Here is a 23,258-nt window from a genome sequence, read left to right on the forward strand (position 1 = left end):
TAAAGCGCGGGACGACGGGACGGCCTCATGCCGTCAGCGCTCCTTCCGCCTTGTCCATGGATGGAGCCAGCGATGTCGGCCTCTCTTCACGATTTCTCCCGCTCTCTCGAGACTACTCCGGCGCGCCCCAGGGCCGGCGAGGTCATAGCCCTGCTCGGCGCGCCCGAGGTGCGGGGCGCGGCTCTGCGCGTTTTCGCTGGCCTGAAAACCGATGAGGGGGCGATCCCGACCGCTGAGATCGGCCTGCTCTGCGCCCGGCCGCGCTTCTTTGCCTGGCTCGACCTGACCGGGAACCTGGCCTTCGCCCTGCCGCATGTGACGCCGTTCGAGCGCGAGGGGCTGATCGCCAATGTGCTGGTGCGCCTCGGCCTTGCCGGACAGGCGAAGCAGCGGCCGTCCGAGCTCTCGCCGGAAGGGCTGCTGCGGCTTGCCATTGCCCGGCTCCTGCTGGTGAGGCCGCGTCTGCTGCTGATCGACGAGCCCTTCGCGGCGCTCGATGCCGAGGCCCGCGCCCGGCTCAGCGCCTTCCTGCCGGAACTCTGTACGCAGGCGCGTCCTGCCGTGGTCGTCGCCACCGGCTCGGTCGAGGAGGCCCTGCGCCTGGCCGACCGCATCCACGTCCTGCCGCGGGAGGCGGGGCCGATCGCGTTCAGTCTCGACAATCTCCTGGCGCGCCCGCGCCAGGAGGGCTCCGTCGGCTTCGTGACGCTGCGCCGCGAATTGCGCCGGGCGCTCGAAAAGGAAACCCGGCCCGTCGCGCCGGAGGTGGAGGCTGCGGCCTGAAGCTGTTTGATTTGGCATCGGCTTTGCCCGAAAACCGCGTGCCACGTTTCGGGCCGATGCTCTAAAAGCCGGCGGGCCGCCTCAGGAGAAACACGATCATGGACGTCACCGCGCTGCGCGCCTTGCAGGCTCCCCTCAAGGACGAATACCGGACCAATCCAGAGGCGGCGGTCATCACGCTCAAGGCCCATGGCGAACTCGACGACCAGCATATCGCCTGCAAGGTCGAGACCGGCCGTGCCATCGCGCTTGCCGGCCTGCATCCCGCCACCGGCGGCTCGGGGGGCGGAACTCTGCTCCGGCGACATGCTGCTGGAGGCGCTGGTCGCCTGCGCCGGCGTGACGCTCAAGGCGGTTGCGACCGCGCTCGAGATCGAATTGAAGAAGGGCGTGGTCCGGGCCGAAGGCGATCTCGACTTCCGCGGCACGCTCGGCGTCGCCAGGGATGCAGCCGTCGGCTTCAAGGCGATCCGCCTCACCTTCGACGTCGAGAGCGATGCGCCGCAGGACAAGCTCGACACGCTGCTCAAGCTCACCGAGCGCTATTGCGTGGTCTTCCAGACGCTGAATGTGAAGCCGGAGCTGTCGGCGAGCCTGCACAGCAACGCCTCCTGACAGGGGTCAGGAGGCGCCTGAAGCAGCCGTGCCATTTGTCATTCCGGCGCGCGCCGCAGGCGCGAACCCGGAACCCACGACTGGGTGGGACATCTGATGCCCGGTTGCAGGCCGCTCACCCGGTCGTGGGTTCCGGGTTCTTCACTGCGTGAAGCCCCGGAATGACAGGCAAGCCGGCCTAGAACTCTTCCCAGCCGGTGCTGCCGTTGCGGGCATTCGCCGCGCGCTTGGCGGGGGCGGGCCTGGCTTCCGTCGCAGCGGGGCGCCGCGACTGCTGGAAGGCCGCTTCGGCGAGCTGGCGCAGGCGGTCCGGCTCCGTCGCGGCCGGGACGGGCGCGCGTGCCGCGCCGCCACCCTGGCTGGTCCTGAAGGTCGCGACCAGCGTGTTGAGCTGCTCGATCCGGCCCGACAGCGAATTGGCCGAGGCCGCGCTCTGTTCCGACAGGGCGGCGTTCTGCTGGGTCATCTCGTCGAGATGCGCCACCGCCTGGCTCATCTCGTCGATGCCGTTGGCCTGTTCGCCCGACGCCGCCGAGATGTCGGCGATGGTGGCCGCCACTTTCTGCGAGGCCGCGAGGATCTGGGTCAGGGATTCGCCGGCCTTGCGCACCAGCTTCACGCCTTCGCCGACCTCGGCATTGGACGAGGAGATCAGGGTCGAGATGTCCTTGGCCGCCTCGCTCGAACGCTGCGCCAGCGTGCGCACTTCCGAGGCGACGACGGCAAAACCCTTGCCGGCGTCACCGGCACGCGCCGCCTCGACCGCCGCGTTGAGCGCCAGCAGATTGGTCTGGAAGGCGATGTCGTCGATCACGCGGATGATATCGGCGATCTTCTGAGAGGCGGTCTCGATGCGGGCCATGGCCTCGACCGCCTCACCGGCGATGGTGCCGCCCGAGCGCGCGGCACTCGCAGCCTCGTCAGCCACGGTCGCTGCCGAGCGTGAGGCCTGGGCCGAAGCCTTGACCGAGGCTGCGAGTTCCTCGGTCGTTGCGGCGGTCTGCTCCAACGAGGAGGCCTGCTCCTCGGTGCGCTTCGACAGGTCGTCGGCGCCCATGCTGATCTCGCGCGCGGCCAGGCCGACATCGGCGGCGGTCGTCTGGATCGTCGCGACGGTGTCCGAGAGACGATCCACCGTCTCGTTGATCGCGCCCTTGAGATCGGCGAAACGGCCGCGATAGGCCGTCTCGACCCGGTTCGTCAGGTCGCCGCCCGCGATCCCCTGCAGGATCTCCGCGAACTCCGTCGTTGCACCATCCACGACCCGATTGATCTCGTTGATGCCGGCCACCAGCCGCTGCATCTGCTCGTCGCTGTCGTCGATCTGGAGCCGCGCCGAGAAATCGCCCGCAGCCGCAGCCGCGACGACCTCGCTGACATCCGAGACCACCGCTTCCATCGACTGCGCCCGCGCCAGCCGCGCCGCAGCGGCCGCGCGCTCCTGCTCCTCCAGCGCCCGCACGCGTGCGGCATTCTCCTGGAAGATCTGCAGCGCGCCTGCCATCTCGCCGATCTCGTCGCGCCGGCCGATGCTGGGCACGGTCACGTCCTGCTCGCCATTCGCAAGGCGCTTCATCGCATCGGTCATGCCGCCGAGCGGGCGCACGACGCCGCGGATGACGAAGGCCAGGGCCAGCGCGCCCATCAGCAGGGCGACACCGGCGACGGCCAGCAGGAGGAGACCGGCGGAGTGGGCGATCGACTGGGCCTCCATGCCCTGGCTGCGCGCCTGCGACAGTTGCAGCGTGGTCAGTTCCCCGACCTTGGCGGTGATCGGGTCGATCGCCTTGTAGAGCTCGTCGGTCGCAAACATGCGCAGCGCGCTTTCGTCGCGTTCCTTCAGGATGCCGATCAGCTTGGCGACGGCGACGTTGCCGCTCTTCATCAAGGCCGTGGCCTCGTCCGCGAGCCGTTTCTCCTCGGCATCGCCAACGCTGGGCAGATACGCTTTCCAGCTCTGGTCGATAGCCCCCCCAGCCTCCTGAAACACTCTTGAGCTCATTCGTCCAGGTGATCTGATTGCTCTGCGCCTTCCAGATGGTGTCGACGATATTGACCGCGTACATGTCGCTGACGATCCGCAACTGCTCCATTGGGACGACGTTGTTCTGGACGACGCTGTCGATCCGTTCGGTCGCCGACCGCAGCGCCAGGTAGCCGCAGGCGCCGGTGGCGAGGACGCAGAATGCCAGGGCAACCAGCGCGGTTGCCAGCTTCGTCTTGATGCTCATTGTCATGACGGACCTTCTGGGAAGACGTCGTTCAAGATGTGGGGCTGAGGCGGCAGGCGTAGTCGAGGTGTCTAATTTGTAGGCAATCTTTGCTTTTTACTGCTCCGAGGTCGGAATCCGATCGTATTCGGCCTCGGAAGCGCCTCTTGTTCTTCCAGAGAATGCTTAAGGCGGTTCTAATGCCGCAAGGGTACAGGGAGGTCGCGGCGCGCCGGCGCAACCATGCATGGCTGTGCAAGGCGGGCCAGGCAGCGCCGCCTCGGCACCACCCTCGCATGCACGCGATCTGCTTCAGGCGGCCCGGAGGCGCGGAAGCGTTCGCGGGGTCACTCGGCGGCGCGTTTGAGGTCTAGGCCCTTGGCGAAGGGCAGCTTCGGCTCGCTCTTCTCGTCGTCGAAATCGAGCGCGCCGATCCTCTCGGCGCGGCTCGTCACCTTGCCGGCCGAGGTCTTGATCTGGCCGACATCGTCCTGCGCCTGCCGGAAATGCGTGTCGAGCTTGTCGACGCGCTCGCCAAGACGGCGCACATCGTCGAGCAATTTGCCGACCTCGCTCTGGATCACCTGCGCTTCCTCGCGCATCCGTGCATCGCGCACCAGCGACTGCATCAGCTGGATCGCCAGCGCCAGCAGAGAGGGCGAGACGATCATGATCCGGGCGCGGTGCGCCCGCTGCACGACATCGTCGAAATGCTCGTGCAGATCGGCATAGATCGACTCAGACGGCACGAAGAGCAGGGCGATGTCCTGCGTCTCGCCCGGCAGGAAATAGCGTTCGGCGATATCCTTCACATGCACGCCGACATCGCTGCGGACGCGCTGGCCGGCCGCCTTCCTGGCATCGTCGCCGCGCGCCTCGCGCAGCAGCGTGAAGCTCTCCAGCGGGAACTTGGCATCGATGACGAGGCCGCGCCCGTCGCCGGGTAGCGTCACCAGGCAGTCCGGCCGCTTGCCATTCGAGAGCTGCGGCTGGAAGGAGAAGAAGGCGGCGGGCAGGCCGTCGCGGATGATCGCCTCCATCCGGCCCTGGCCATAGGCGCCGCGCGCCTGCTTGTTGGAAAGCACGTCGCGCAGCGTCACGACTTCGGATGTGAGGTCGGTCAGGTTCTTCTGGGCGCTGTCGATCACCGCCAGCCGCTCCTGCAGCTTGCCGAGGCTCTCGGTGGTCTGCTGGACGTTCCGCTCCAGCCCTTGCCCGACCTTGTGGCTCAGGCCGTCCATGCGGTCGGCGACCAGCCGGGCGAGATCGCCCTGCCGGGTCGAGAGAATCTCGGCCATCGACTGCATCCGGCCGGCGAGTTCGGCCTGCTGGCGGTTCATCTCCGCGACCTTGTCGTCCATCTCGCGGGCGCGTTCGGTCGCTATCGCGGCCTCGATCGCGCGGCTCCGGCCGCCGCGCCAGCCGACGATCACCGCCATCGATAGCAGGACGAGGCTCAGGGCGCCGAAGCCCATGACGGCCTCGGCCCAGGTCACCGGGCGTTCCAGCAAGGTGAAGGCGATCTCGTTCATGCGCGGGAGCCTAGCCGATTCGAGGGGGAATTGCGAACGAAAGCGGAACAGTTTGACCGCTCTCCCACAAATGCTTATGTCCCCGGTTCAACAGCCCTTTTCTCTTGGAATCCCATGTCCGTTCGCCCGCTCGTCATCCTGCCCGACGCCCAGCTTCGCCTCGTCTCGAAGCCGGTCGAGGCCGTCACGCCCGAGATCAAGGCGCTGGTCGCGGACATGTTCGAGACGATGTACGACGCGCCCGGCATCGGCCTTGCCGCGATCCAGATCGGCGTGCCGCTGCGCGTCGTGACGATCGACCTGTCGAAGCCCGAGGCGAAGGAGGGCGAGGAGCCGGAAGCGAAGAAGCCGCAGGTCTTCATCAATCCGGAGGTCACCTGGTCCTCGGAAGAGTTCAGTGCCTATGAGGAGGGCTGCCTCTCGATTCCCGAATATTACGAGGAGGTCGAGCGCCCCGCCGAGGTCAAGGTCCGCTACCTGGATCTCGACGGCAAGACGCAGGAGATTGCGGCCGATGGTCTGCTCGCCACCTGCCTGCAGCACGAGATCGACCATCTCGACGGCGTGCTTTTCATCGATCATCTCTCGCGCCTGAAGCGCGAGCGCGTCACCAAGAAATTCGCCAAGGCGGCCAAGCGCTCGGCGGCCTGAGGTTTTCCAACCCGCGCCCCGTCATCCCGGACGGAGCGAAGCGCAGATTCGGGATCCATGCCGGAGTGCCGGCAGGAGAGGTTCCGGAGTGGATCCCGGGTCCCCCGGAGCCTGCCATCGGGCCGACCCAAGGTCGGACCCGGCGGGTCGCCCGGGATGACCGCCGCTATGGAGACAAGTTCAGCATATGAGTTTGCGCGTCATCTTCATGGGCACGCCGGATTTCGCCGTGCCGGTGCTGACCGAGATCGTTGGCCAGGGGCATGAGGTCGTCTCCTGCTACACCCGCGCTCCGGCGCAGGCCGGTCGCGGCCTCGAACTGAAGCCCTCGCCGGTGTATCGCGCCGCCGAACGCTTCGGCATCCCGGTCTTCACGCCCGCAACGCTTAGGACGCCGGAGCAGGCGGAGATCATCGCCTCGCATCAGGCCGATGTCGCAGTCGTCGTCGCCTATGGCATGATCCTGCCGCAGGCGATTCTCGATCTGCCCGAGCTCGGCTGCCTGAACCTCCATGCCTCGCTGCTGCCGCGCTGGCGGGGCGCCGCCCCGATCCAGCGCGCGATCATGGCCGGCGATGCCGAGAGCGGCGTCTGCGTGATGAAGATGGAAGCCGGCCTCGATACCGGCCCCGTCGCCATGGTCGAGAGCCTCGCCATCGGCCCGGACATGACAGCCGGCGAATTGCACGACCGATTGAGCCCTCTCGGTGCCGACCTGATGGTGCGCGCGCTGGCGGCGCTCGGCCGCGGCGGCTTGCAGTTCACGCCACAGCCGGACGAGGGCGTGACCTATGCCAGCAAGATCACCAATGCCGAGGCCAAGCTGAGCTGGGCGCTGCCGGCGCAGCAGGTCCATGACCTCGTCCGCGGCCTCTCGCCCTTCCCGGGCGCCTTCGCCGAGATCGATCTCGGCAAGGGGCCGGAACGGCTCAAGATCCTGCGCACGGCGCGTGCCGGCGGCGCGGCCGAGCCCGGCACGCTGCTCGACGACGAAGGCACCGTTGCCTGCGCGGTCGGGGCGGTGAAGCTGCTGCAGGTCCAGCGCGCCGGCAAGGCTCCAATGAGCGGGGCCGAGTTCCTGCGCGGCGCCCGGCTCGGAGCCGGCGGCAAGCTCTGATGCCGCGCTACAAGCTCGTCATCGAATATGACGGCACGCCGTTCTCGGGTTGGCAGCGCCAGCTCAACGGCCCGTCCGTCCAGCAGAGCGTCGAGGAGGCGGTCGAGGCCTTCTGCGGCCATCCCGTCCGCCTGCATTGCGCCGGCCGGACCGATGCCGGCGTCCACGCCACCCATCAGGTCGCCCATGTCGACATCGACAAGGACTGGCGCACCGATGTCGTGCGCGACGCGACCAATGCCCGGCTGAAGCGGCTTCCGGTCGCGGTCCTCAGCGCCGAGACCGTGCCCGACACTTTCGACGCGCGCATCTCGGCGCGGCGCCGCTATTACATCTACCGCATCCTCGACCGCCGGGCTCAGCCCGCGCTCGATCGCGACCGGGTCTGGCATGTGCCGGTCAAGCTCGATCACGAGGCAATGGACCGCGCCGCCAAGGCGCTGCTCGGCCAGCACGATTTCACCACCTTCCGTGCCGCCGAATGCCAGGCCAACAGCCCGATCCGCACGCTCGACCGCTGCGATGTCCGCCGCGAAGGCTCCGAGATCGTGGTCTATGTCCACGCCCGCTCCTTCCTGCATCATCAGGTCCGTTCGATCGTCGGCTGCCTGAAGATGGTCGGGATGGGGCGCTGGCCGGAGAACAAGCTCGGCAAGGTGCTGGCCGCGCGCGACCGCTCGCAATGCGGGGCTTTGGCGCCGTCCTGCGGGCTTTATCTCGCTGGCGTCGACTACGCCGAACAGTCGGGCTGAGGCGTAAGGCGCCTCAGAACAGGCCGAAGAGCCGGCTAACGCCGTAGTCGAGCATCACGCTGGCGACGACCAGCGTCATGGCGATGCCGCGGCTCTCCGGCCCGAAGACGGCGCGCGCCACGCAATAGCGCAGCCGCAGCACGATCGCGGCGAAGAAGAGCGACTGCGTGATCGCCAGCGCGGGCGGTGCCCAGCCGACCGCGAAGACAGCCGCGGGAATCGCCATCAGGCTGGCCGAGACGATGCCGGCCCAGTTCCAGGCGATGACGAAGCTGGTGAAGCGCGGGCTTTGTACGAGTTCCGGGCGCAATGCGATCAAGAGGGCCGGGACCGCCAGGATCGTCAGGGCGAGCGCGGCGATCACGGACAGCGCCAGCGCCGGCGCGGTGAACAGCCCGGCGCTGTTCGGCAGGCCGGCGGTCAGCCGCACCGCGGCGAGAATGGCGATGGTCGCCGGCAGCATCAGCGCGAAGGCGAGGAAGGAGCGCCAGAACCCGTCCCGCGTCAGGTCGAGCTCGGGCAGGGCCTCGGCGCCGCGGGTCATCAGGTGCCAGGAGCCGCGCAGCGAACGCGCGACGTCATCGGCTGCCAGCCTCATCACGGTCTCCATCATCTGCGATCTTAGACTTTCGTCTAATCGCGATAATTGAGCCGTGGTTCCAGCCCGTCAAGCCTGGCGCTGCGCCGCGAAATAGCTGGCGAGCAAACGATGTGTGATCCGCTCGAGCGATACGAGGTCCGCGACGGCGACGCATTCGTCGATCTGATGCATCGTCTTGCCGACGACGCCGTATTCGACGACGGGGCAATAATCCTTGATGAAGCGCGCATCGGAAGTGCCGCCCGTGGTCGAGAGCGCAGGGCGTTTGCCGGTCTCGGTCTCGATGGCGTCAGCGACGATCGCCACGAAGGGGCCGGGCTGGGTCAGGAAGGCGACGGCATTGGTCGGCTGCACCTCAAGCGTATAGCGCACCTGGTTGCCGGCCGCCTCGCGCAGGCGCCGTTCTAGCTCGGCTGCGAGCGTCTCCGGCGTCCAGGTGTCGTTGAAGCGGATATTGAAGGCCGCTTTCGCCTGCGCCGGGATGACGTTCGTCGCGGGGTTGCCGACGTCGAGCGTCGTGACTTCGAGGTTGCTCGGGTCGAAATGCGTGGTCCCGCCGTCGAGCGGCGTAGCGTCGAGGGCGGCGAGCAGGCGCACCATGCCGCGGATCGGGTTGTCGGCGAGATGGGGATAGCCGACATGGCCCTGCGTGCCCTGCACGGTCAGTTTGCCGGTCAGCGAGCCCCGCCGGCCGATCTTGATCATGTCGCTCATCGCAGCCGGATTGGTCGGCTCGCCGAGGATGCAATGGTCGAAGCGCTCGCCGCGCTCATGCGCCCAGGCGAGCAGCTTGACCGTCCCGTTGACGGAGGGGCCTTCCTCGTCGCCGGTGACCAGGAAGGCGATCGAGCCGGGAGCATCCGGATTGCCGCGCCGGTAGCGGATCGCGGCTGAGACCATGGCTGCGAGCCCGCCCTTCATGTCGCAGGCGCCGCGCCCGTAGAGCGCGCCGTTCTCGATCGCACCGCCGAAGGGCTCGCGCGTCCAGGCCGCCGCATCGCCGACGGGCACGACGTCCGTGTGACCGGCGATCACGAAGACGGGAGCGGTGTCGCCGATGCGCGCATAGAGGTTCTCGACATCGGGCGTGCACGGCTCGCTGAAGACAGGGCGATGCACGTCGTAGCCTTCTGCCGTCAGCACGGCGGCGAGCAGTGCAAGTGCGCCGCCTTCCTCTGGGGTCACCGAGGGGCAGCGCACCAGCGCCTGTGTCAGGGCCACCGGATCGGTCGGGTCGAAGGGCAGGGCAGGGGCGGAGGAGGTCGGTGCGGCGCTCATTCCGCCGCTTTAGCACCCGCAGGCGCAGCCGCAACCCCACTCCGATGCACGGCCGAAGGCATCAGGCCGAGATCGATGAAGGCGACGACCCAGGCCATGGTCGCGATCGCTTCCAGCGATGGGCGCCAGCCGATCGAGATGAGGGGTCTCAGATGGTCCGGCAGCACGATCGCGCAGATCAGCAGGATGCCGAACAGCGGCGTGCTGCCGCGGTCATTGGCACGCTTCGCCGCGAGCGCGGCCCAGGGAAACAGGGCGAAGGCCTTGAGGAAGGCGATGGTCGTGATCGTGGCGTGACGATCCACCAGGAGAGGCAGGGTGCGCTCGATGGCGAGCAGCGTCAGCGCGACCGCGATGCTGCCGAGCCAGAAGGTCCGCAAGCCGATGCGGCCTTCGAAATCGCTGAAAAGGCGGACCAGGGACATCGGGCGAACTCCAGCGACTGTTGTCGCATGGCGGGCCGCCGGGTTGAAGCCTATGGTGAATAAAGGGTTAACGCGGCGCCTAAGAGTTTATCTCGGCGCAGAAAGGGCTTGAACGGGGCGGGGCTGGCCGTTAGCTGCGAAATGCGCGGCGCCAACGGCGCGCGGCCTGTCGTTTCCCGTTTCCGTGAAGTGCAGTCGAAGGGCGCGTTCGCGCGGCCCGAGTGAGGTTTCGAGCATGACCATCCGTTTCCATCGCGGCGACCTGCCGGACGGCTATGACGCCGGATCGAGCGTCGCGATCGACACCGAGACGCTCGGCCTCAACCCGCATCGCGACCGGCTCTGCGTCGTCCAGTTGTCGCGCGGCGACGGCACCGCCGATGTCGTGCAGATCCCGAAGGACGGCGAGCGGCCGAAGAACCTGATCCGCCTGTTGGAGGATCCGGCGGTGCTGAAGCTCTTCCACTTCGCCCGGTTCGACGTCGCCGTGCTCAAGCATGCTTTCGGCGTGGTCACCACGCCGGTCTACTGCACCAAGATCGCCTCGAAGCTGACCCGCACCTATACCGACCGGCATGGGCTCAAGGACCTCGTTCGCGAACTGCTTGGCGTCGATCTGTCGAAGCAGCAGCAGTCGTCCGACTGGGGCGCGGACACGCTGAGCGAAGCCCAGCTCGCCTACGCCGCTTCCGACGTCCTGCATCTCCATGCGCTGCACGAGAAGCTGGAGACGATGCTGGCGCGCGAGGGGCGCCGACATCTCGCCCAGGCCTGTTTCCAGTTCCTGCCGTATCGTGCCGAGCTCGATCTCGCGGGCTGGGACGAGACCGATATCTTCGCCCACACTTGACAATTTCTAAGGCTTCTTGCGTCAGTCTGCGCGCGGGTGGAGCGCGCGGGCATGGGCTCGAGCCTCCCTGGACGAGCCGCGCGGGGGCGCGATGTGGCCTGTCCTGTGACACGAAAATGCCGTGAGCGGCTGCCATTGCGCGGGGCATGACTTTGGCGATGACCTTTAACGACCCGGCGGCGGGGCTGTCCGCGCAGGCGCTGCGCCGGCGTGCGGCCTTCGGCGCGGCACGGCGTCACACGCGGCTGGTGCATCTCCTGCGCCGCGTGATTCCCGTCGCCGCCGTGGCCCTGGTGCTGGCGCTTGTCGTGATTCCCTTCCTGTCGCCCCTCGGCGGCAAGCTCGCCAATGTCTCGATCAGCTCGGTCGGCATCACCGGCGGCAAGGTCAGGATGGAGACGCCGAAGCTCTCCGGATACCGGAAGGACAACCGGCCCTATCAGGTCACCGCCGAGAACGCCTTCCAGGAGATCCGCAACCCGACGCAGGTCGAACTCCAGACGCTGACGGCACGCATCCAGATGGAGCGGGAGGGCTGGGTGACGGTGAACGCGAAGACGGGTCTGTTCGATACGCAGAAGGAGAAGCTGCGCCTCGTCGACGACGTCAAGATCCGCACCGAGAACGGCCACGACATGCAGATGAAGACCGCCGATGTCGACTTCAAATCCGGCACGGTGGTCTCGAAGGAACCGGTCAAGGTCAGCCTCGGCGAAACCACCGTCGATGCCGACACACTTGACGTGAAGAACAATGGCGAGTTGATCGCTTTCGAGGGGCGGGTGCGGGTCTTTATCCGTAACGCGCCGGCAGGTACGCTCGCCGGCCCCGAACGCGAGGGCAGCAAGCCGATGCTGGAACTGCTGAACGCGAATCGGGTTCCCCCCGCAGATGCAGTGCCGGCTGACGATGCTGGTAACGGGAAGAGACAGTGACATGATCAGGACTGGCCAGATGCTTCGTTTTGCGCATGCCCGCGACGCCGCGCTGCTTCTCGCCGCCGGCTTCGCGCTGCTCGGCGCGCCGCAGGAGGCCTTTGCGCAGGCCGCCCCGGCCAAGGCACGGGGCGCCTCCTCGGCGCTGGGCGGCCTCGGCGGTGACAGCAAGGAACCGATCAAGATCGACGCCGACAAGCTCGATGTGCTCGACAAGGAGAACAAGGCGGTCTTCTCGGGCAATGTCGTGGCCGTGCAGGGCGAGACGACGGTCCGTTGCACGGTGATGACCGTTCTGTACGAAGGTCGCGGCGGCCCGGGCGGAACCGCCGGTCGCCCGGCGACGCCGGCTCCGGCGCCGACCCCGGCTCCTGCAGCAGCGGGCGCGGGCGGTCAGAGCAATGACAGCTCGATCAAGCGCATCCTGTGCAAGGGCCCGGTGACCGTGGTCTCGAAGACGCAGGCCGCGACCTCCGACAATGCCGAGTTCGACCGGGCTCGCAACCTCGTCATCATGACCGGCAACGTCGCGCTGAACGACGGGCCCAACGTCACGCGCGGCCAGAAGCTGGTCTACGATACGGTCACCGGCGTCGCCAATGTCGAAGGCGGGCGCGTGCAGGGCTTGTTCGTGCCGAACGACGCCAGCAAGGCCGATGCCGGCAAGCCAGGCGCAAAGCCGGCTCCGAAGCCCACCAACTGATCGTGCCGCAGTGACTGTTTCCGAAGCGCCTCGTCCCATGGCTGCCCCGGCGCGGCCGGCCCCGTCTCTGCCGCAGCCGGGGGTTTTCGGCCGGCTCCGCGGGCTCTTCGGCAGCCAGGGCCGGGAGAAGGCCCGGCAGATGCCGGGCACGGTCGCCGGGCTCGGCGGCCCAGGTATCCTCGCGGTCGAGGGCCTGCGCAAGAGCTATGGCGGGCGCGCCGTCGTCTCGGATGCAAGCCTCCACCTGCGCCAGGGCGAGGCGGTCGGGCTGCTCGGCCCCAACGGCGCCGGCAAGACCACGATCTTCTATATGATCACCGGCCTCGTCGCCGCCGATGCCGGCATCATCTCACTCGAAGGCAACGACATCACCGCCTTGCCGATGTACCAGCGCGCGCGCCTCGGCATCGGCTATCTCCCGCAGGAGGCCTCGATCTTCCGCGGCCTGTCGGTTGAGGACAATATCCGCTCGGTGCTGGAAGTGGTCGAGCCCGATCGCAAGGCGCGTGAGCGCCAGCTCGACCAGCTGCTCGAGGAGTTCACCATCGCGCGCCTGCGCAAGGCGCCTTCGATTGCGCTCTCGGGCGGCGAGCGGCGGCGCTGCGAGATCGCGCGCGCGTTGGCAGGAAAGCCCTCCTTCGTCCTGCTCGACGAGCCCTTCGCCGGCATCGATCCGATCGCGGTCGGCGACATCCAGGCGCTGGTGCGGCAGCTCACCGATCGCGGCATCGGCGTGCTGATCACGGACCACAATGTCCGCGAGACGCTCGGCCTCGTCGATCGCGCCTATATCATCCATTCCGGGCGGGTGCTGACCGAAGGTTCCCCGGCCGAGATCATTGCCAACCCGGACGTCCGGCGCGTCTATCTCGGCGAGGATTTCCGCCTTTAAGCTGCGCTGGTCGCCGCGGCGGAGGTTTGTTGCGGCGCAACATTTTTCTGTCCGCGGGCATGGCTGAGCCTTTGACGCGGCGATGAGCCGGCGCTAGTGTCCCTTTCGCAAGCAAGAAGCGTGCCGATGGTGCGCGAGCGGGAAGGGCCTTTCGCGTATGGCGATGATGCCACGCATGGAGCTGCGCCAGGGGCAGTCCCTGGTGATGACGCCGCAGCTGCTGCAGGCGATCAAGCTCCTGCAGCTCTCGCATCTCGAACTCCAGAACTTCGTCGAGGGCGAGCTTGAGCGCAATCCTTTGCTGGAGCGCGACGAGGCCGCCGAACTGCCGGCGCGACCCGATGATGCCGACAGCCACCACGCCGCCGATGCCGAGAGCTTCGCCAGGGCCGAGAGCCTGCACACGCAGGAGGGCATGGAGGGCAGGCTCGGCACCGGCCTCGACAATGTCTTCCAGAACGAACAGCCGACGGCGGCGCGCAGCGAGGCGAACGGCGCCGACAGCCTGCCGATCGTCGGCGGGGCCTATGGCGCGACGGGCGGCTCCTTCGACGGCGATCCCGAGGGCTTCGAGAGCAGCCTGACGGCGGATCTCTCGCTGCACGATCATCTGGTCGCGCAGCTCGATCTCTCCGTCATCGAGCCGGCCGAGCGCATCATCGGCCGCCACATCATCGATGCGGTCGATGACAGCGGCTATCTTGGCGAGCCTCTCGCTGAGATAGCCGAGCGCCTCGGCATCGCCATCGACAGGGTCGAGGCGGTGCTGCGCGTCGTCCAGAGCTTCGATCCGTCAGGTGTTGCGGCCCGCGATGTCGCTGAATGCCTCGCCATCCAGCTGCGCGATCGCAACCGCTTCGACCCGGCCATGCAGGCATTGGTCGCGAACCTGCACCTCGTCGCCAAGCGTGATTTCGCCGCGCTGAAGCGCATCTGCGGCGTCGACGACGAGGATATCGCCGACATGGTCGGGGAGATCCGCCGTCTCGACCCCAAGCCCGGTCGCGCCTTCGGCGGCTCGGCCGCGGAGACCGTGGTGCCGGATGTCTTCATCCGCGCCGCGCCGGACGGCTCCTGGCTGATCGACCTCAACCCCGACACCTTGCCGCGGCTGCTCGTCAACCAGACCTATCATGCGCGCGTGTCCAGGGCGGCCCGCAACGACGCGGACAAGGCCTTCATCGCCGAATGCCTGCAGACGGCGAACTGGCTGACCCGCTCGCTGGAGCAGCGCGCCCGGACGATCCTGAAGGTCGCGAGCGAGATCGTGCGCCAGCAGGACGGCTTCTTCGCCCATGGCGTCGAGCATCTGCGCCCGCTCAACCTCAAGACCGTGGCAGACGCCATCGGCATGCACGAATCAACCGTCTCGCGCGTCACGTCGAACAAATACCTGACCTGCTCGCGCGGGGTCTTCGAAATGAAATATTTTTTCTCGGCTGCGATCGCCGCCACCGGCTATGGCGAGGCGCATTCGGCCGAGGCCGTGCGCTTCCGGATCAAGCAGATGATCGACGACGAGAGCCCCTCGGCCGTTCTCTCGGACGATGCCATCGTGACCCGTCTGAAGGACGGCGGCATCGATATCGCCCGGCGCACTGTGGCGAAATACCGCGAATCCCGAGAATCCCGTCCTCGATGGAGCGGCGGCGGGAGAAGGTCGCCATGGCGGCGGGTGAACGTTAGGCGAATTTGTTCCAAAGGCCCTGCGCATGCGCGCCATGATTGCCGGGGCTCATTGACAACCCCGACTCCCGGTTCTTAGCTCCCAGGGATGGCCGAACACGGCCATGGCTAAACCAAGGGGAAGCACTCCATGAGCTTGCGAATCTCCGGCAAGAATCTCGATGTCGGCGAGGCCCTTCGCGGCCAGGCCGAGGAGCGGGTCGCTGCGGCGGTCAGCAAATATTACGAGGGTGGCTATCAGGGCCATGTCACGGTCGACAAGGACGGCTCCGCCTTCCGGACCGACGGTGTCCTGCACCTCTCCTCCGGGATCACGCTGGAAGCCTCCGCCACCGCCCACGATCCCTATGCCAGCCTCGACAAGATGGCTGAACGCATCGAAAAGCGGCTGCGACGCTACAAGCGACGGTTGAAAGACCGTTCGAGTGCCAATGGCCGCGATGTCGGAATCGAAATCCCCAGCTATGTGATCGCGGCCCCCGATGACGATGTCGAGGATTTCGATGGGGTTGCGGCCGGTGACAACCCGGTGATCGTCGCGGAATCGACCAAATCCCTGCATGTCAGGACGGTGAGCGACGCCGTGGCCGAGCTCGATCTGACCGGCGCGCCGGTCGTCGTCTTCCGGCACGCTGGCAATGGCCGCATGAACATCGTATATCGCCGCGGCGACGGCAATATCGGCTGGATCGACCCACCGGCATCGTTGTCCTGAGGCCGGCGGGCTTTCCGCTCCGGCCGTCGAACCTGACCCATGCCGACGGCATTTCAGCCGGCATGGGACATGCATGGACGGGCGAATGACGCTGACCGATCTTCTGAGCCCCGCCGCGGTGATTTCGCCGCTGCGGGCCAACGGCAAGAAGCAGGCTCTGCAGGAGCTTGCCCAGCATGCCGCCACGCTGACGGGCCTGCCCGATCGCGAGTTGTTCGAAGCCTTGCTCCAGCGCGAGCGCCTCGGCTCGACCGGCATCGGTGATGGCATCGCGATCCCGCACGGCCGGATGCCGGGCATCGATCGTCTCGTCGGGCTCTTCGCCCGCACCGAGAAGCCGATCGATTTCGACGCGCTCGACGGCCAGCCGGTCGACATCATCTTCGTGCTGATCGCGCCCGAGGGTGCAGGCGCCGACCATCTCAAGGCGCTCGCCCGCGTCGCGCGCGTGCTGCGCAACCAGTCCGTTCTCGAACAGGTCCGCAAGGTCCGCGATCCCTCTGCGATCTACGCGATCCTCGCCGAATCGGCCGCGCAGGCGGCCTAGACTTAAACGCACTAAAGACTGCTTGGACGATGCCGGCCGACGGGCTATGACGCCGGCTGGATCGGCGTCGCGTCTTTCCATGTCCTGATCGCGGCGCAGCTTGTTTCGGAGCCGCTGGTCATGGCCTATACGCATGTCGATCTCTTCCCGCTCGGCGAGGATACGACGCCCTATCGCAAGCTCGGCAGCGAAGGCGTCAGCGTCGAGAAGATCGGCGATCGCGAGGTCCTGAGCGTCTCGCGTGAGGCGATCCGCCAGCTCTCCGAGCAGGCCTTCATCGACATCAATCATCTGCTGCGCCCCGGCCATCTCGCCCAGCTCGGCAAGATACTGGATGATCCCGAGGCGACCTCGAACGACAAGTTCGTCGCCTATGACCTGCTGAAGAACGCCAATATCGCGGCCGGCGGCGTGCTGCCGATGTGCCAGGACACCGGCACGGCCATCATCATGGGCAAGAAGGGCCGCAAGGTCTGGACCGATGGCGAGGACGAGGCCGCGCTGGGGGAGGGCGTCGCGGACGCCTATTTCAAGCGCAACCTGCGCTATTCGCAGCTCGCGCCGCTCTCGATGTTCGAGGAGAAGAACACCGCGACCAACCTGCCGGCGCAGATCGACATCTATGCCGAGGGCGAGGACGCCTATAAGTTCCTCTTCGTCTGCAAGGGCGGCGGCTCGGCCAACAAGACCTTCCTCTACCAAGCGACCCCCTCGCTCCTGACCAAGGACCGCATGATGGCGTTCCTGAAGGAGAAGATTCTGACGCTCGGCACCGCAGCCTGCCCGCCCTATCACCTCGCCATCGTCATCGGCGGCACCTCGGCCGAGCAGAACCTCAAGACGGTCAAGCTCGCCTCGACCAAATATCTCGACGCGCTGCCGACGAAGGGCTCGCCTTCGGGCCACGCCTTCCGCGACATCGAGATGGAGGAAGAGGTCCATAAGATGACGCAGGCGCTCGGCGTCGGCGCGCAGTTCGGCGGCAAGTATTTCTGCCACGATGTGCGCGTCATCCGCCTGCCGCGCCACGGCGCCTCGCTGCCGATCGGGCTCGGCGTGTCCTGCTCGGCTGATCGTCAGGCAAAGGGCAAGATCACCAAAGACGGCATCTTCCTGGAGGCGCTGGAGACCGATCCGTCCAAATACCTGCCTGATGTCGACGAGGCCAAGCTTGGGGGCGATGTCGTCAGGATCGACCTCAACCAGCCGATGAGTGAGATACTCGCCACGCTGTCGCGGCACCCGGTCAAGACGCGCCTCTCGCTGACCGGCACGATCGTCGTTGCCCGCGACCTCGCCCATGCCAAGATCCGCGAGCGGCTGGAGCGCGGCGAGGGCATGCCCGACTATTTCAAGAACCACCCGGTCTACTATGCCGGTCCCGCCAAGACGCCGGAGGGCTTCGCCTCGGGCTCCTTCGGCCCGACCACGGCCGGCCGCATGGATTCCTTCGTCGACCAGTTCCAGTCCTTCGGTGGCTCGATGGTGATGCTGGCCAAGGGCAACCGCTCGGCGGCGGTGCGCGAGGCCTGCAAGGCCCATGGCGGCTTCTATCTCGGCTCGATCGGCGGCCCGGCGGCGCGTCTCGCGCAGGATTGCATCCGCAAGGTCGAGGTTCTCGAATATCCCGAGCTCGGCATGGAAGCGGTCTGGCGGATCGAGGTCGAGGATTTCCCGGCCTTCATCGTCATCGACGACAAGGGCAACGACTTCTTCAAGGAGTTGAACCTCGGATGAGGTTCGCTCTGACTGTCGCGGCGCTGCTGCTGGCCGCTCCGGCGCTGGCCCAGCAGCCGCGCCCGGCGACCTGCTCGCGTGATCTCTTCCAGAACGAAGCCGGTTTCCGCCTGCAGCAGACGCGGCTTGCGGCCGTGGGGAGCGCCGACCAGGCGACGCAATGCCGGACCTGGCGCGAGCATGTCGGCTATCTCCAGAAGGCCCGCACCGTTTTCGCGACCTGCCAGAGCGGAGCGGAGCGCGAGCGCAATGTCGCGGAGATGGATGGTGATCTCGTGAACTACCGCGCGCTGATCGCCAATCGCTGCGGCGGGCGCTAGAAGCCTTCCCAGATCGTCGAAAGGCCTCTCATGACCGACCAGCAGCCGCCGCTCCAGATCGCCATCGTGCCGGTGACGCCATTCCAGCAGAACTGCGCGATCGTCTGGGAGCCCAAATCCAACGAGGCAGCTATCGTCGACCCCGGCGGCGACGTGCCGCAGATCCTGGGTGCCCTGAAGGAGCTCGGTGTCACGCCGGTCGCGATCTGGCTGACGCACGGCCATCTCGATCATGCCGGCGGTGCGACCGAACTGGCGCAGGCGCTGTCGATCCCGATCATCGGGCCGCATGAGGGCGACAAGCCCCTGCTCGACGCCTTGCCGGAGCAGGGCCTGCGCTTCGACATCCTCGGGATGAAGGCGGTCACACCGACGCAGTGGCTGAAGGAGGGCGACACCGTCTCGCTCGGTGACCTGACCTTCGCGGTCGCGCATGTGCCCGGCCATTCGCCCGGGCATGTCACGTTCTTCCAGAAGGACCTGCGCTTCCTGCTGGCGGGCGATACCGTCTTCGCCGGCTCAGTCGGCCGCACCGATTTCCCGTATGGCGACCATGAGGCTCTGATCTCGGGCATCAAGACCAAGCTGCTGCCGCTCGGTGACGACGTCCAGTTCCTGCCCGGTCACGGCCCGGCGAGCACGCTTGGCGAGGAGCGGCAGAACAACCCGTTCCTGCAGGGTTGAGAGAAAGCCCCCGCGTCATGCTCGCCCTTGTGGCGAGCATCCACGTCTCGAAAGCTGCCTTGCATCAACCAAACGTAAGGGTCGGGATCAATCCGGCCGATGCGGACGGTGAAACGAAAAGACCCGCAGCGGATGTCCGCTACGGGCCTCGGTATGAACCAACGGCCATGTCCTGAACGGGTGCGCGTACATCCGGCGTCAAACGTTCGGCTCATGGCCGTCTTCAACGGCGCTGGAGAGCTGTGGAACGCTCTCGACATCGCCGTGATCCCAAGATGGGAACGGGCCTTCCCGATTACAAGGGCTCATCCGAAAAAGATCGGCGCCACGCGTAGAGCGCGTCCGGCTCGCCTTCCTCATTGCGGTCGCCGTCGTTGAGATCGACGAGCTGGAAGCCGTGGCGCTCATAGAAGGCGCGGGCGGCCGCATTGCGCTGGAAGGTGAACAGATGGAGCCGTTCCGGGCTGCGCTCCCTGGCCTTCGCCAGCAGCAGAGAGCCGATACCGCGCCTGACCTCGCCCGGCAACAGGTAGAGCTGGTCGAGATCTTCTCCGTCGAGGCAGAGGAAGCCGAGGATGCGCCCGGCCTCCCGCGCGACCCAGGTCTCGCCGGTTGCGAGCCTGACATGCGTGATCCAGCCCCTGACCTCGTCGTCGCTATGGACGCGGCGCAGATAGGGCAGGGCCTCCGCGCGCGACGCCAGATAAAGCGCGGCAATCTCCCCGGCATCCCGGGGAGAAGCGCGTTCGATCGTGATGGTCGGCGTCGCGCTCATGCCTTTGCCGAACTCAGGCGTCGAAGACGCCGAGCAGGAAGTCCTGCTTGCCGATCTGGAAGCCGTTCTGGCGCAGGATGTCGTAGGCCGTGGTGGCGTGGAAATAGAAGTTCGGGATGGCGAAGCGGGTGAGATAGGCCTCGCCGGTCATGGTCACGGTCGCCGAAGGGCCGCGCGGGAAGGTGACCTCGCGGCCAAGCCCGGCATCGAGCGTGGCGCCATCGGCCGCGGCGATGAAGGCGAGCGTCTTGGCGATGCGCTCCTTCAGCTCCGGGAAGCTCTTTTCCTCGTCGGGGAAGCGCGGGTTCTCGCCGCCCGAGAGGCGCGCGACCGCATTCTTGGCGAAGTCGCAGCAGAGCTGGACCTGGCGGGTGAAGGCCAGCATGTCCGGCGCAAGCCGGGCGGAGAGCAGGACTTCCGGCTGGATCTTGCGGGTCTCGGCCTGGTCCACGGCCTTGTCGAGAATGGCGTCGAGCGCCTTGAGCGTCTGCACGAAGCCGGAAAGGGCGGCGGCCTTGACTGTGAGCGTCATGATGTCCTCGAAAAACGACAACGGGCCCGGAAAGGGCCCGCTGCGTAAAGCTATAGAGGAGAATTTTCCGCGGCGCTCTGCGCCAGCAGATCAATCCTTCGCGCGCTCGACATAGGACCCGTCAGCGGTCATCACGACGACGCGGGTGCCGACGCCGACATGCGGCGGCACGGCGCTGCGCACGCCGTTCGAGAGGATCGCCGGCTTGTAGGAGGAGGAGGCCGTCTGGCCCTTGGTCACCGGCTCGGTCTCGACGACCTCGAGCGTGACGCGCTGCGGCAATTCGATCGCGACGGCCTTGTCCTCGAACACCGAGAGCGAGACCTTCATGTTCTCCTGGAGATAGGGAGCGGCATCGCCGACCACGTCCTTGTCGACCGGGATCTGGTCGTAGGTCTCCGGGTTCATGAAGACGTACTGTTCGCCGTCCTGGTAGAGATAGGTGAAGTCACGATCCTCGACATAGGCGCGCTCGACCTGCTCGGTCGTCTTGTAGCGCTGGGTCATCTTGGTGCCGTCGGAGATGCGGCGCATGTCGATCTGCGTCGTCGGGGTGCCCTTGCCCGGGAAGAAGCTCTCGGCCGAGATGACCGTGCAGAGATGTCCGTCGAGCTCGAGGACGTTGCCCTTGCGGACGGAAGAGGCGATGACCTTGACCACTTGAATGTCCTTGCTGGTGCGCGGCGTTCCCCCGCGCTATGCGAATTCTGTCGCCGCGCAACTACCGCATTCGCGCGCGAAACGAAAGCTTTCCGACGCATTCGATGCGAGTTTCGATGAGTTCGTCCCCGACGCCGTTCTGGCGGCCCGACATCCATGCCGACCGCCGCCCGGCCCTGCTGGCGCGCGGGCGGATCAAGGCTGCGTTCAGGCGCTGGTTCGAGGCCCGCGACTTCACCGAGGTCGAGGCGGCGATCCTGCAGCTCTCGCCCGGCAACGAGACGCATCTGCACGGGTTCAGTACGACGCTGATCGACAACGCGGCTGTGCCGCATCCCTATTACCTGCACACCTCGCCGGAATTCGCCGCCAAGAAGCTGCTGGCGGCCGGCGAAAGCCGCATCTTCGATTTCGCCCGCGTCTTCCGCAATCGCGAGCGCACGGCCCTGCATCATCCGGAATTCACGATGCTGGAATGGTATCGCGCCGGCGAGGATTATGACGCGCTGATGCAGGATTGCGCGGCGCTGATGGCCGAAGCTGCCCGCGCCGCGGGCGCGACCATGCTGCGCTGGCGCGGCATCGAGGCCGATCCCTTTGCCGCGCCCGAGCGGCTGACCCTGCAGGAAGCCTTCAAGCGCCATGCCGGTATCGACCTGTTGCGCATGGTCACGGCCGATCAGGAGGTCGACCGGGGCGGGCTCGCTGCCGATGCGATCGAGGCCGGCATCCGGGTTACGGACGACGACACCTGGTCCGACATCTTCAGCCGCATCCTCTCCGAGCGCGTCGAGCCGCATCTCGGCCGCGGCCGTGCCACGATCCTCTGCGAATACCCGATCAGCGAGGCGGCACTGGCCCGGCCGAAGCCCGGCGATCCGCGCGTGGCCGAGCGTTTCGAGCTCTATGCCTGCGGCGTCGAGCTTGCGAACGCCTTTGGCGAGCTCACCGATCCGGCCGAGCAGCGCCGCCGCTTCGAGGCCGATATGGACGAGAAGGAGCGCATCTATGGCGAGCGCTATCCTGTCGACGAGGATTTCCTGGAGGCGCTGGCGCTGATGCCGGCGGCGTCCGGCATCGCGCTCGGCTTCGACCGGCTCGTCATGCTCTGCGTGGGCGCGCGCCGGATCGAGGATGTGCTCTGGACGCCGGTCGCGGAACCGGGCAGGGGAGGGGCATGACCGTTCATCAGCCCCCCGGCGGCCAGCCTTTGCGCAGCATCGACGCGCTCGTCGAGGCCGGCCTTACCGCGCTCGCGCGCCGCGAGGCCTTGCAGGAGGTGGCGGAGCGCTATGCGGTTTCAGTCACGTCGGCCGTCGCGGGTTTGATCGATCCGAACGACGCTGCCGATCCGATCGCGCGCCAGTTCATCCCCGATGCGGCTGAACTCACGACGCTGCCGCAGGAACTGGTCGACCCGATCGGCGACGACGCTCATTCCCCGGTCGAAGGCGTGGTCCATCGCTACCCTGACCGCGCCCTGCTCAAGCTCGTCCATGCCTGCCCGGTCTATTGCCGCTTTTGCTTCCGGCGCGAAATGGTCGGCCCCGGCGGCGATGCGCTGACGGGCCAGAAGCTCGACGCCGCGCTCGCATACCTCGCCTCCCATCCCGAGATCTGGGAGGTGATCATGACGGGCGGCGATCCCTTCATCCTCTCCGCCCGTCGCGTTCGCGAGGTCGCGAAGCGTCTGGCCGGCATCCCGCATATCAAGGTCGCGCGCTGGCACACCCGCGTGCCGGTCGTCGATCCCGGCCGGATCACGCCGGATTATGCGAGGGCGCTGCGCATCCCCGGCAAGGCGAGCTATATCGCCATCCACGCCAACCATCCGCGCGAATTCACCGACGATGCCCGCGCCGCGATCGCGACGCTGGCCGATGCCGGCCATGTCCTGCTGAGCCAGTCCGTGCTGCTCAAGGGCGTCAATGCCGATATCGAGACGCTCGGTGCCCTGATGCGCGCCTTCGTCGAGAACCGCATCAAGCCCTATTACCTGCACCATCCCGATCTCGCGCCGGGCACCTCGCATTTCCGCCTGACGCTGGAAGAGGGGCAGGCGCTGGTCAAAAGCCTGCGCGGCAACCTTTCCGGGCTGTGCCAGCCGACCTATATCCTCGACATCCCCGGCGGTGCCGGCAAGATTCCGGTCGGCCCCGCCTTCCTCTCCGGTTGCGAGACGCCGGGCGCGGAAGCGGTCGCCGAAGACCGTCATGGCGGGCAGCACGTCTATCCGCCCGCCTGATACGAAGGACGTT

General features: G+C 67.0%; 23 protein-coding genes and 2 pseudogenes. 17 read left to right on the forward strand and 8 right to left on the reverse strand.

Translation table 11 applies throughout. From position 1 onward, the window contains the following. The first annotated feature begins 72 nt into the window (after positions 1–72). Positions 73–783 carry an ATP-binding cassette domain-containing protein gene (locus ACFJGT_RS02990; RefSeq protein ID WP_377845712.1) on the forward strand — a complete coding sequence of 237 codons (711 nt, stop codon included), beginning with the start codon at positions 73–75 and terminating at the stop codon, positions 781–783. 98 nt (positions 784–881) lie between these two features. Further along, positions 882–1,398, forward strand: a pseudogene (locus ACFJGT_RS02995) (OsmC family protein). A 178-nt stretch (positions 1,399–1,576) separates the two neighbouring features. Here ACFJGT_RS02995 and ACFJGT_RS03000 read toward each other — a convergent pair. Further along, complete coding sequence (locus ACFJGT_RS03000; protein WP_377845714.1) at positions 1,577–3,388, reverse strand: methyl-accepting chemotaxis protein; 1,812 nt, start codon at positions 3,386–3,388, stop codon at positions 1,577–1,579. Between the two features lie 567 nt (positions 3,389–3,955). Next, positions 3,956–5,140 carry a DNA recombination protein RmuC gene (locus ACFJGT_RS03005; RefSeq protein WP_377845717.1) on the reverse strand — a complete coding sequence of 395 codons (1,185 nt, stop codon included), beginning with the start codon at positions 5,138–5,140 and terminating at the stop codon, positions 3,956–3,958. Between the two features lie 114 nt (positions 5,141–5,254). Here ACFJGT_RS03005 and def point away from each other — a divergent pair, with 114 nt between their 5' ends. From def to truA, 3 genes are all read left to right on the forward strand, one after another. Continuing rightward, positions 5,255–5,791 (forward strand): peptide deformylase, encoded by a 537-nt coding sequence (def, locus tag ACFJGT_RS03010; RefSeq protein ID WP_377845719.1) that lies wholly within the window; start codon positions 5,255–5,257, stop codon positions 5,789–5,791. A 187-nt stretch (positions 5,792–5,978) separates the two neighbouring features. Beyond that, the gene (fmt, locus tag ACFJGT_RS03015; protein ID WP_377845721.1) at positions 5,979–6,908 is read left to right on the forward strand and encodes a methionyl-tRNA formyltransferase; all 930 of its coding nucleotides are present in this window, start codon (positions 5,979–5,981) and stop codon (positions 6,906–6,908) included. Then, positions 6,908–7,660, forward strand: coding sequence for a tRNA pseudouridine(38-40) synthase TruA (gene truA, locus ACFJGT_RS03020; protein ID WP_377845723.1), 753 nt, complete (start codon positions 6,908–6,910; stop codon positions 7,658–7,660). Before fmt ends, truA begins: the two co-directional genes overlap by 1 nt. Before the next feature lie 13 nt (positions 7,661–7,673). Here truA and ACFJGT_RS03025 read toward each other — a convergent pair whose 3' ends face one another. The 3 genes from ACFJGT_RS03025 to ACFJGT_RS03035 form a co-directional block, all read right to left on the reverse strand. Then, on the reverse strand, positions 7,674–8,258 hold the full coding sequence (locus ACFJGT_RS03025; RefSeq protein WP_377845725.1) for a hypothetical protein: 585 nt from the start codon (positions 8,256–8,258) through the stop codon (positions 7,674–7,676). Between the two features lie 69 nt (positions 8,259–8,327). Further along, positions 8,328–9,539 (reverse strand): succinyl-diaminopimelate desuccinylase, encoded by a 1,212-nt coding sequence (gene dapE / locus ACFJGT_RS03030; RefSeq protein WP_377845727.1) that lies wholly within the window; start codon positions 9,537–9,539, stop codon positions 8,328–8,330. Next, positions 9,536–9,964, reverse strand: a complete 429-nt coding sequence (locus tag ACFJGT_RS03035) for a hypothetical protein (protein WP_377845729.1) — start codon at positions 9,962–9,964, stop codon at positions 9,536–9,538. The genes dapE and ACFJGT_RS03035 overlap by 4 nt, the downstream gene beginning before the upstream one ends. Positions 9,965–10,199: 235 nt before the next feature. Between ACFJGT_RS03035 and ACFJGT_RS03040 the strand changes: the two genes are divergently transcribed. From ACFJGT_RS03040 to ACFJGT_RS03085, 10 genes and pseudogenes are all read left to right on the forward strand, one after another. Beyond that, positions 10,200–10,814, forward strand: a complete 615-nt coding sequence (locus tag ACFJGT_RS03040; RefSeq protein ID WP_377845731.1) for a ribonuclease D — start codon at positions 10,200–10,202, stop codon at positions 10,812–10,814. 158 nt (positions 10,815–10,972) lie between these two features. Next, positions 10,973–11,749: an LPS export ABC transporter periplasmic protein LptC gene (gene lptC, locus ACFJGT_RS03045; protein ID WP_377845733.1), complete on the forward strand. Its 777-nt coding sequence runs from the start codon at positions 10,973–10,975 to the stop codon at positions 11,747–11,749. A 19-nt stretch (positions 11,750–11,768) separates the two neighbouring features. Next, entirely contained in the window at positions 11,769–12,452 is a 684-nt protein-coding gene (locus ACFJGT_RS03050) for an LptA/OstA family protein (protein WP_377845735.1), read from the forward strand. Between the two features lie 37 nt (positions 12,453–12,489). Beyond that, complete coding sequence (gene lptB / locus ACFJGT_RS03055; protein WP_377845737.1) at positions 12,490–13,344, forward strand: LPS export ABC transporter ATP-binding protein; 855 nt, start codon at positions 12,490–12,492, stop codon at positions 13,342–13,344. Between the two features lie 157 nt (positions 13,345–13,501). Continuing rightward, positions 13,502–15,030: pseudogene (rpoN, locus tag ACFJGT_RS03060) on the forward strand (RNA polymerase factor sigma-54). Between the two features lie 130 nt (positions 15,031–15,160). After that, complete coding sequence (gene hpf / locus ACFJGT_RS03065) at positions 15,161–15,745, forward strand: ribosome hibernation-promoting factor, HPF/YfiA family (RefSeq protein ID WP_377845740.1); 585 nt, start codon at positions 15,161–15,163, stop codon at positions 15,743–15,745. Positions 15,746–15,830: 85 nt separating this feature from the next. Then, positions 15,831–16,292: a PTS IIA-like nitrogen regulatory protein PtsN gene (gene ptsN / locus ACFJGT_RS03070; protein WP_377845743.1), complete on the forward strand. Its 462-nt coding sequence runs from the start codon at positions 15,831–15,833 to the stop codon at positions 16,290–16,292. A gap of 120 nt (positions 16,293–16,412) precedes the next feature. Next, the gene (locus ACFJGT_RS03075; RefSeq protein ID WP_377845745.1) at positions 16,413–18,029 is read left to right on the forward strand and encodes a fumarate hydratase; all 1,617 of its coding nucleotides are present in this window, start codon (positions 16,413–16,415) and stop codon (positions 18,027–18,029) included. Continuing rightward, entirely contained in the window at positions 18,026–18,349 is a 324-nt protein-coding gene (locus tag ACFJGT_RS03080) for a hypothetical protein (RefSeq protein ID WP_377845747.1), read from the forward strand. The genes ACFJGT_RS03075 and ACFJGT_RS03080 overlap by 4 nt, the downstream gene beginning before the upstream one ends. 30 nt (positions 18,350–18,379) lie before the next feature. Further along, positions 18,380–19,033, forward strand: coding sequence for an MBL fold metallo-hydrolase (locus ACFJGT_RS03085; protein WP_377845749.1), 654 nt, complete (start codon positions 18,380–18,382; stop codon positions 19,031–19,033). Positions 19,034–19,328: 295 nt separating this feature from the next. Here the strand turns inward: ACFJGT_RS03085 and ACFJGT_RS03090 are convergent, their stop codons facing one another. The 3 genes from ACFJGT_RS03090 to efp form a co-directional block, all read right to left on the reverse strand. Then, on the reverse strand, positions 19,329–19,808 hold the full coding sequence (locus ACFJGT_RS03090; RefSeq protein ID WP_377845753.1) for a GNAT family N-acetyltransferase: 480 nt from the start codon (positions 19,806–19,808) through the stop codon (positions 19,329–19,331). Positions 19,809–19,821: 13 nt separating this feature from the next. Continuing rightward, the gene (locus ACFJGT_RS03095) at positions 19,822–20,340 is read right to left on the reverse strand and encodes a DUF1993 family protein (protein ID WP_377845755.1); all 519 of its coding nucleotides are present in this window, start codon (positions 20,338–20,340) and stop codon (positions 19,822–19,824) included. Between the two features lie 90 nt (positions 20,341–20,430). Continuing rightward, complete coding sequence (gene efp / locus ACFJGT_RS03100) at positions 20,431–21,000, reverse strand: elongation factor P (RefSeq protein ID WP_377845757.1); 570 nt, start codon at positions 20,998–21,000, stop codon at positions 20,431–20,433. 116 nt (positions 21,001–21,116) lie between these two features. Here efp and epmA point away from each other — a divergent pair, with 116 nt between their 5' ends. Then, complete coding sequence (gene epmA / locus ACFJGT_RS03105; RefSeq protein WP_377845763.1) at positions 21,117–22,181, forward strand: EF-P lysine aminoacylase EpmA; 1,065 nt, start codon at positions 21,117–21,119, stop codon at positions 22,179–22,181. Beyond that, a complete protein-coding gene (locus ACFJGT_RS03110) occupies positions 22,178–23,245 on the forward strand; it encodes a lysine-2,3-aminomutase-like protein (protein ID WP_377845765.1) in 1,068 nt (355 codons plus the stop codon). Before epmA ends, ACFJGT_RS03110 begins: the two co-directional genes overlap by 4 nt. The last annotated feature ends 13 nt before the right edge of the window (positions 23,246–23,258 follow it).

It is taken from the genome of Allobosea sp. UC22_33 (assembly GCF_042700715.1).
GTDB lineage: Bacteria > Pseudomonadota > Alphaproteobacteria > Rhizobiales > Beijerinckiaceae > Allobosea.

Excerpts from the sequence above, each read along its gene's own strand:
- ACFJGT_RS02990 (WP_377845712.1), top strand. The coding sequence starts at position 73 with ATGTCGGCCTCTCTTCACGATTTCTCCCGCTCTCTCGAGACTACTCCG.
- ACFJGT_RS03005 (WP_377845717.1), bottom strand. The coding sequence starts at position 5,140 with ATGAACGAGATCGCCTTCACCTTGCTGGAACGCCCGGTGACCTGGGCC.
- def (WP_377845719.1), top strand. The coding sequence starts at position 5,255 with ATGTCCGTTCGCCCGCTCGTCATCCTGCCCGACGCCCAGCTTCGCCTC.
- fmt (WP_377845721.1), top strand. The coding sequence starts at position 5,979 with ATGAGTTTGCGCGTCATCTTCATGGGCACGCCGGATTTCGCCGTGCCG.
- truA (WP_377845723.1), top strand. The coding sequence starts at position 6,908 with ATGCCGCGCTACAAGCTCGTCATCGAATATGACGGCACGCCGTTCTCG.
- ACFJGT_RS03025 (WP_377845725.1), bottom strand. The coding sequence starts at position 8,258 with ATGAGGCTGGCAGCCGATGACGTCGCGCGTTCGCTGCGCGGCTCCTGG.
- dapE (WP_377845727.1), bottom strand. The coding sequence starts at position 9,539 with ATGAGCGCCGCACCGACCTCCTCCGCCCCTGCCCTGCCCTTCGACCCG.
- ACFJGT_RS03035 (WP_377845729.1), bottom strand. The coding sequence starts at position 9,964 with ATGTCCCTGGTCCGCCTTTTCAGCGATTTCGAAGGCCGCATCGGCTTG.
- ACFJGT_RS03040 (WP_377845731.1), top strand. The coding sequence starts at position 10,200 with ATGACCATCCGTTTCCATCGCGGCGACCTGCCGGACGGCTATGACGCC.
- lptC (WP_377845733.1), top strand. The coding sequence starts at position 10,973 with ATGACCTTTAACGACCCGGCGGCGGGGCTGTCCGCGCAGGCGCTGCGC.
- ACFJGT_RS03050 (WP_377845735.1), top strand. The coding sequence starts at position 11,769 with ATGCTTCGTTTTGCGCATGCCCGCGACGCCGCGCTGCTTCTCGCCGCC.
- lptB (WP_377845737.1), top strand. The coding sequence starts at position 12,490 with ATGGCTGCCCCGGCGCGGCCGGCCCCGTCTCTGCCGCAGCCGGGGGTT.
- hpf (WP_377845740.1), top strand. The coding sequence starts at position 15,161 with ATGAGCTTGCGAATCTCCGGCAAGAATCTCGATGTCGGCGAGGCCCTT.
- ptsN (WP_377845743.1), top strand. The coding sequence starts at position 15,831 with ATGACGCTGACCGATCTTCTGAGCCCCGCCGCGGTGATTTCGCCGCTG.
- ACFJGT_RS03075 (WP_377845745.1), top strand. The coding sequence starts at position 16,413 with ATGGCCTATACGCATGTCGATCTCTTCCCGCTCGGCGAGGATACGACG.
- ACFJGT_RS03080 (WP_377845747.1), top strand. The coding sequence starts at position 18,026 with ATGAGGTTCGCTCTGACTGTCGCGGCGCTGCTGCTGGCCGCTCCGGCG.
- ACFJGT_RS03085 (WP_377845749.1), top strand. The coding sequence starts at position 18,380 with ATGACCGACCAGCAGCCGCCGCTCCAGATCGCCATCGTGCCGGTGACG.
- ACFJGT_RS03090 (WP_377845753.1), bottom strand. The coding sequence starts at position 19,808 with ATGAGCGCGACGCCGACCATCACGATCGAACGCGCTTCTCCCCGGGAT.
- ACFJGT_RS03095 (WP_377845755.1), bottom strand. The coding sequence starts at position 20,340 with ATGACGCTCACAGTCAAGGCCGCCGCCCTTTCCGGCTTCGTGCAGACG.
- epmA (WP_377845763.1), top strand. The coding sequence starts at position 21,117 with ATGAGTTCGTCCCCGACGCCGTTCTGGCGGCCCGACATCCATGCCGAC.
- ACFJGT_RS03110 (WP_377845765.1), top strand. The coding sequence starts at position 22,178 with ATGACCGTTCATCAGCCCCCCGGCGGCCAGCCTTTGCGCAGCATCGAC.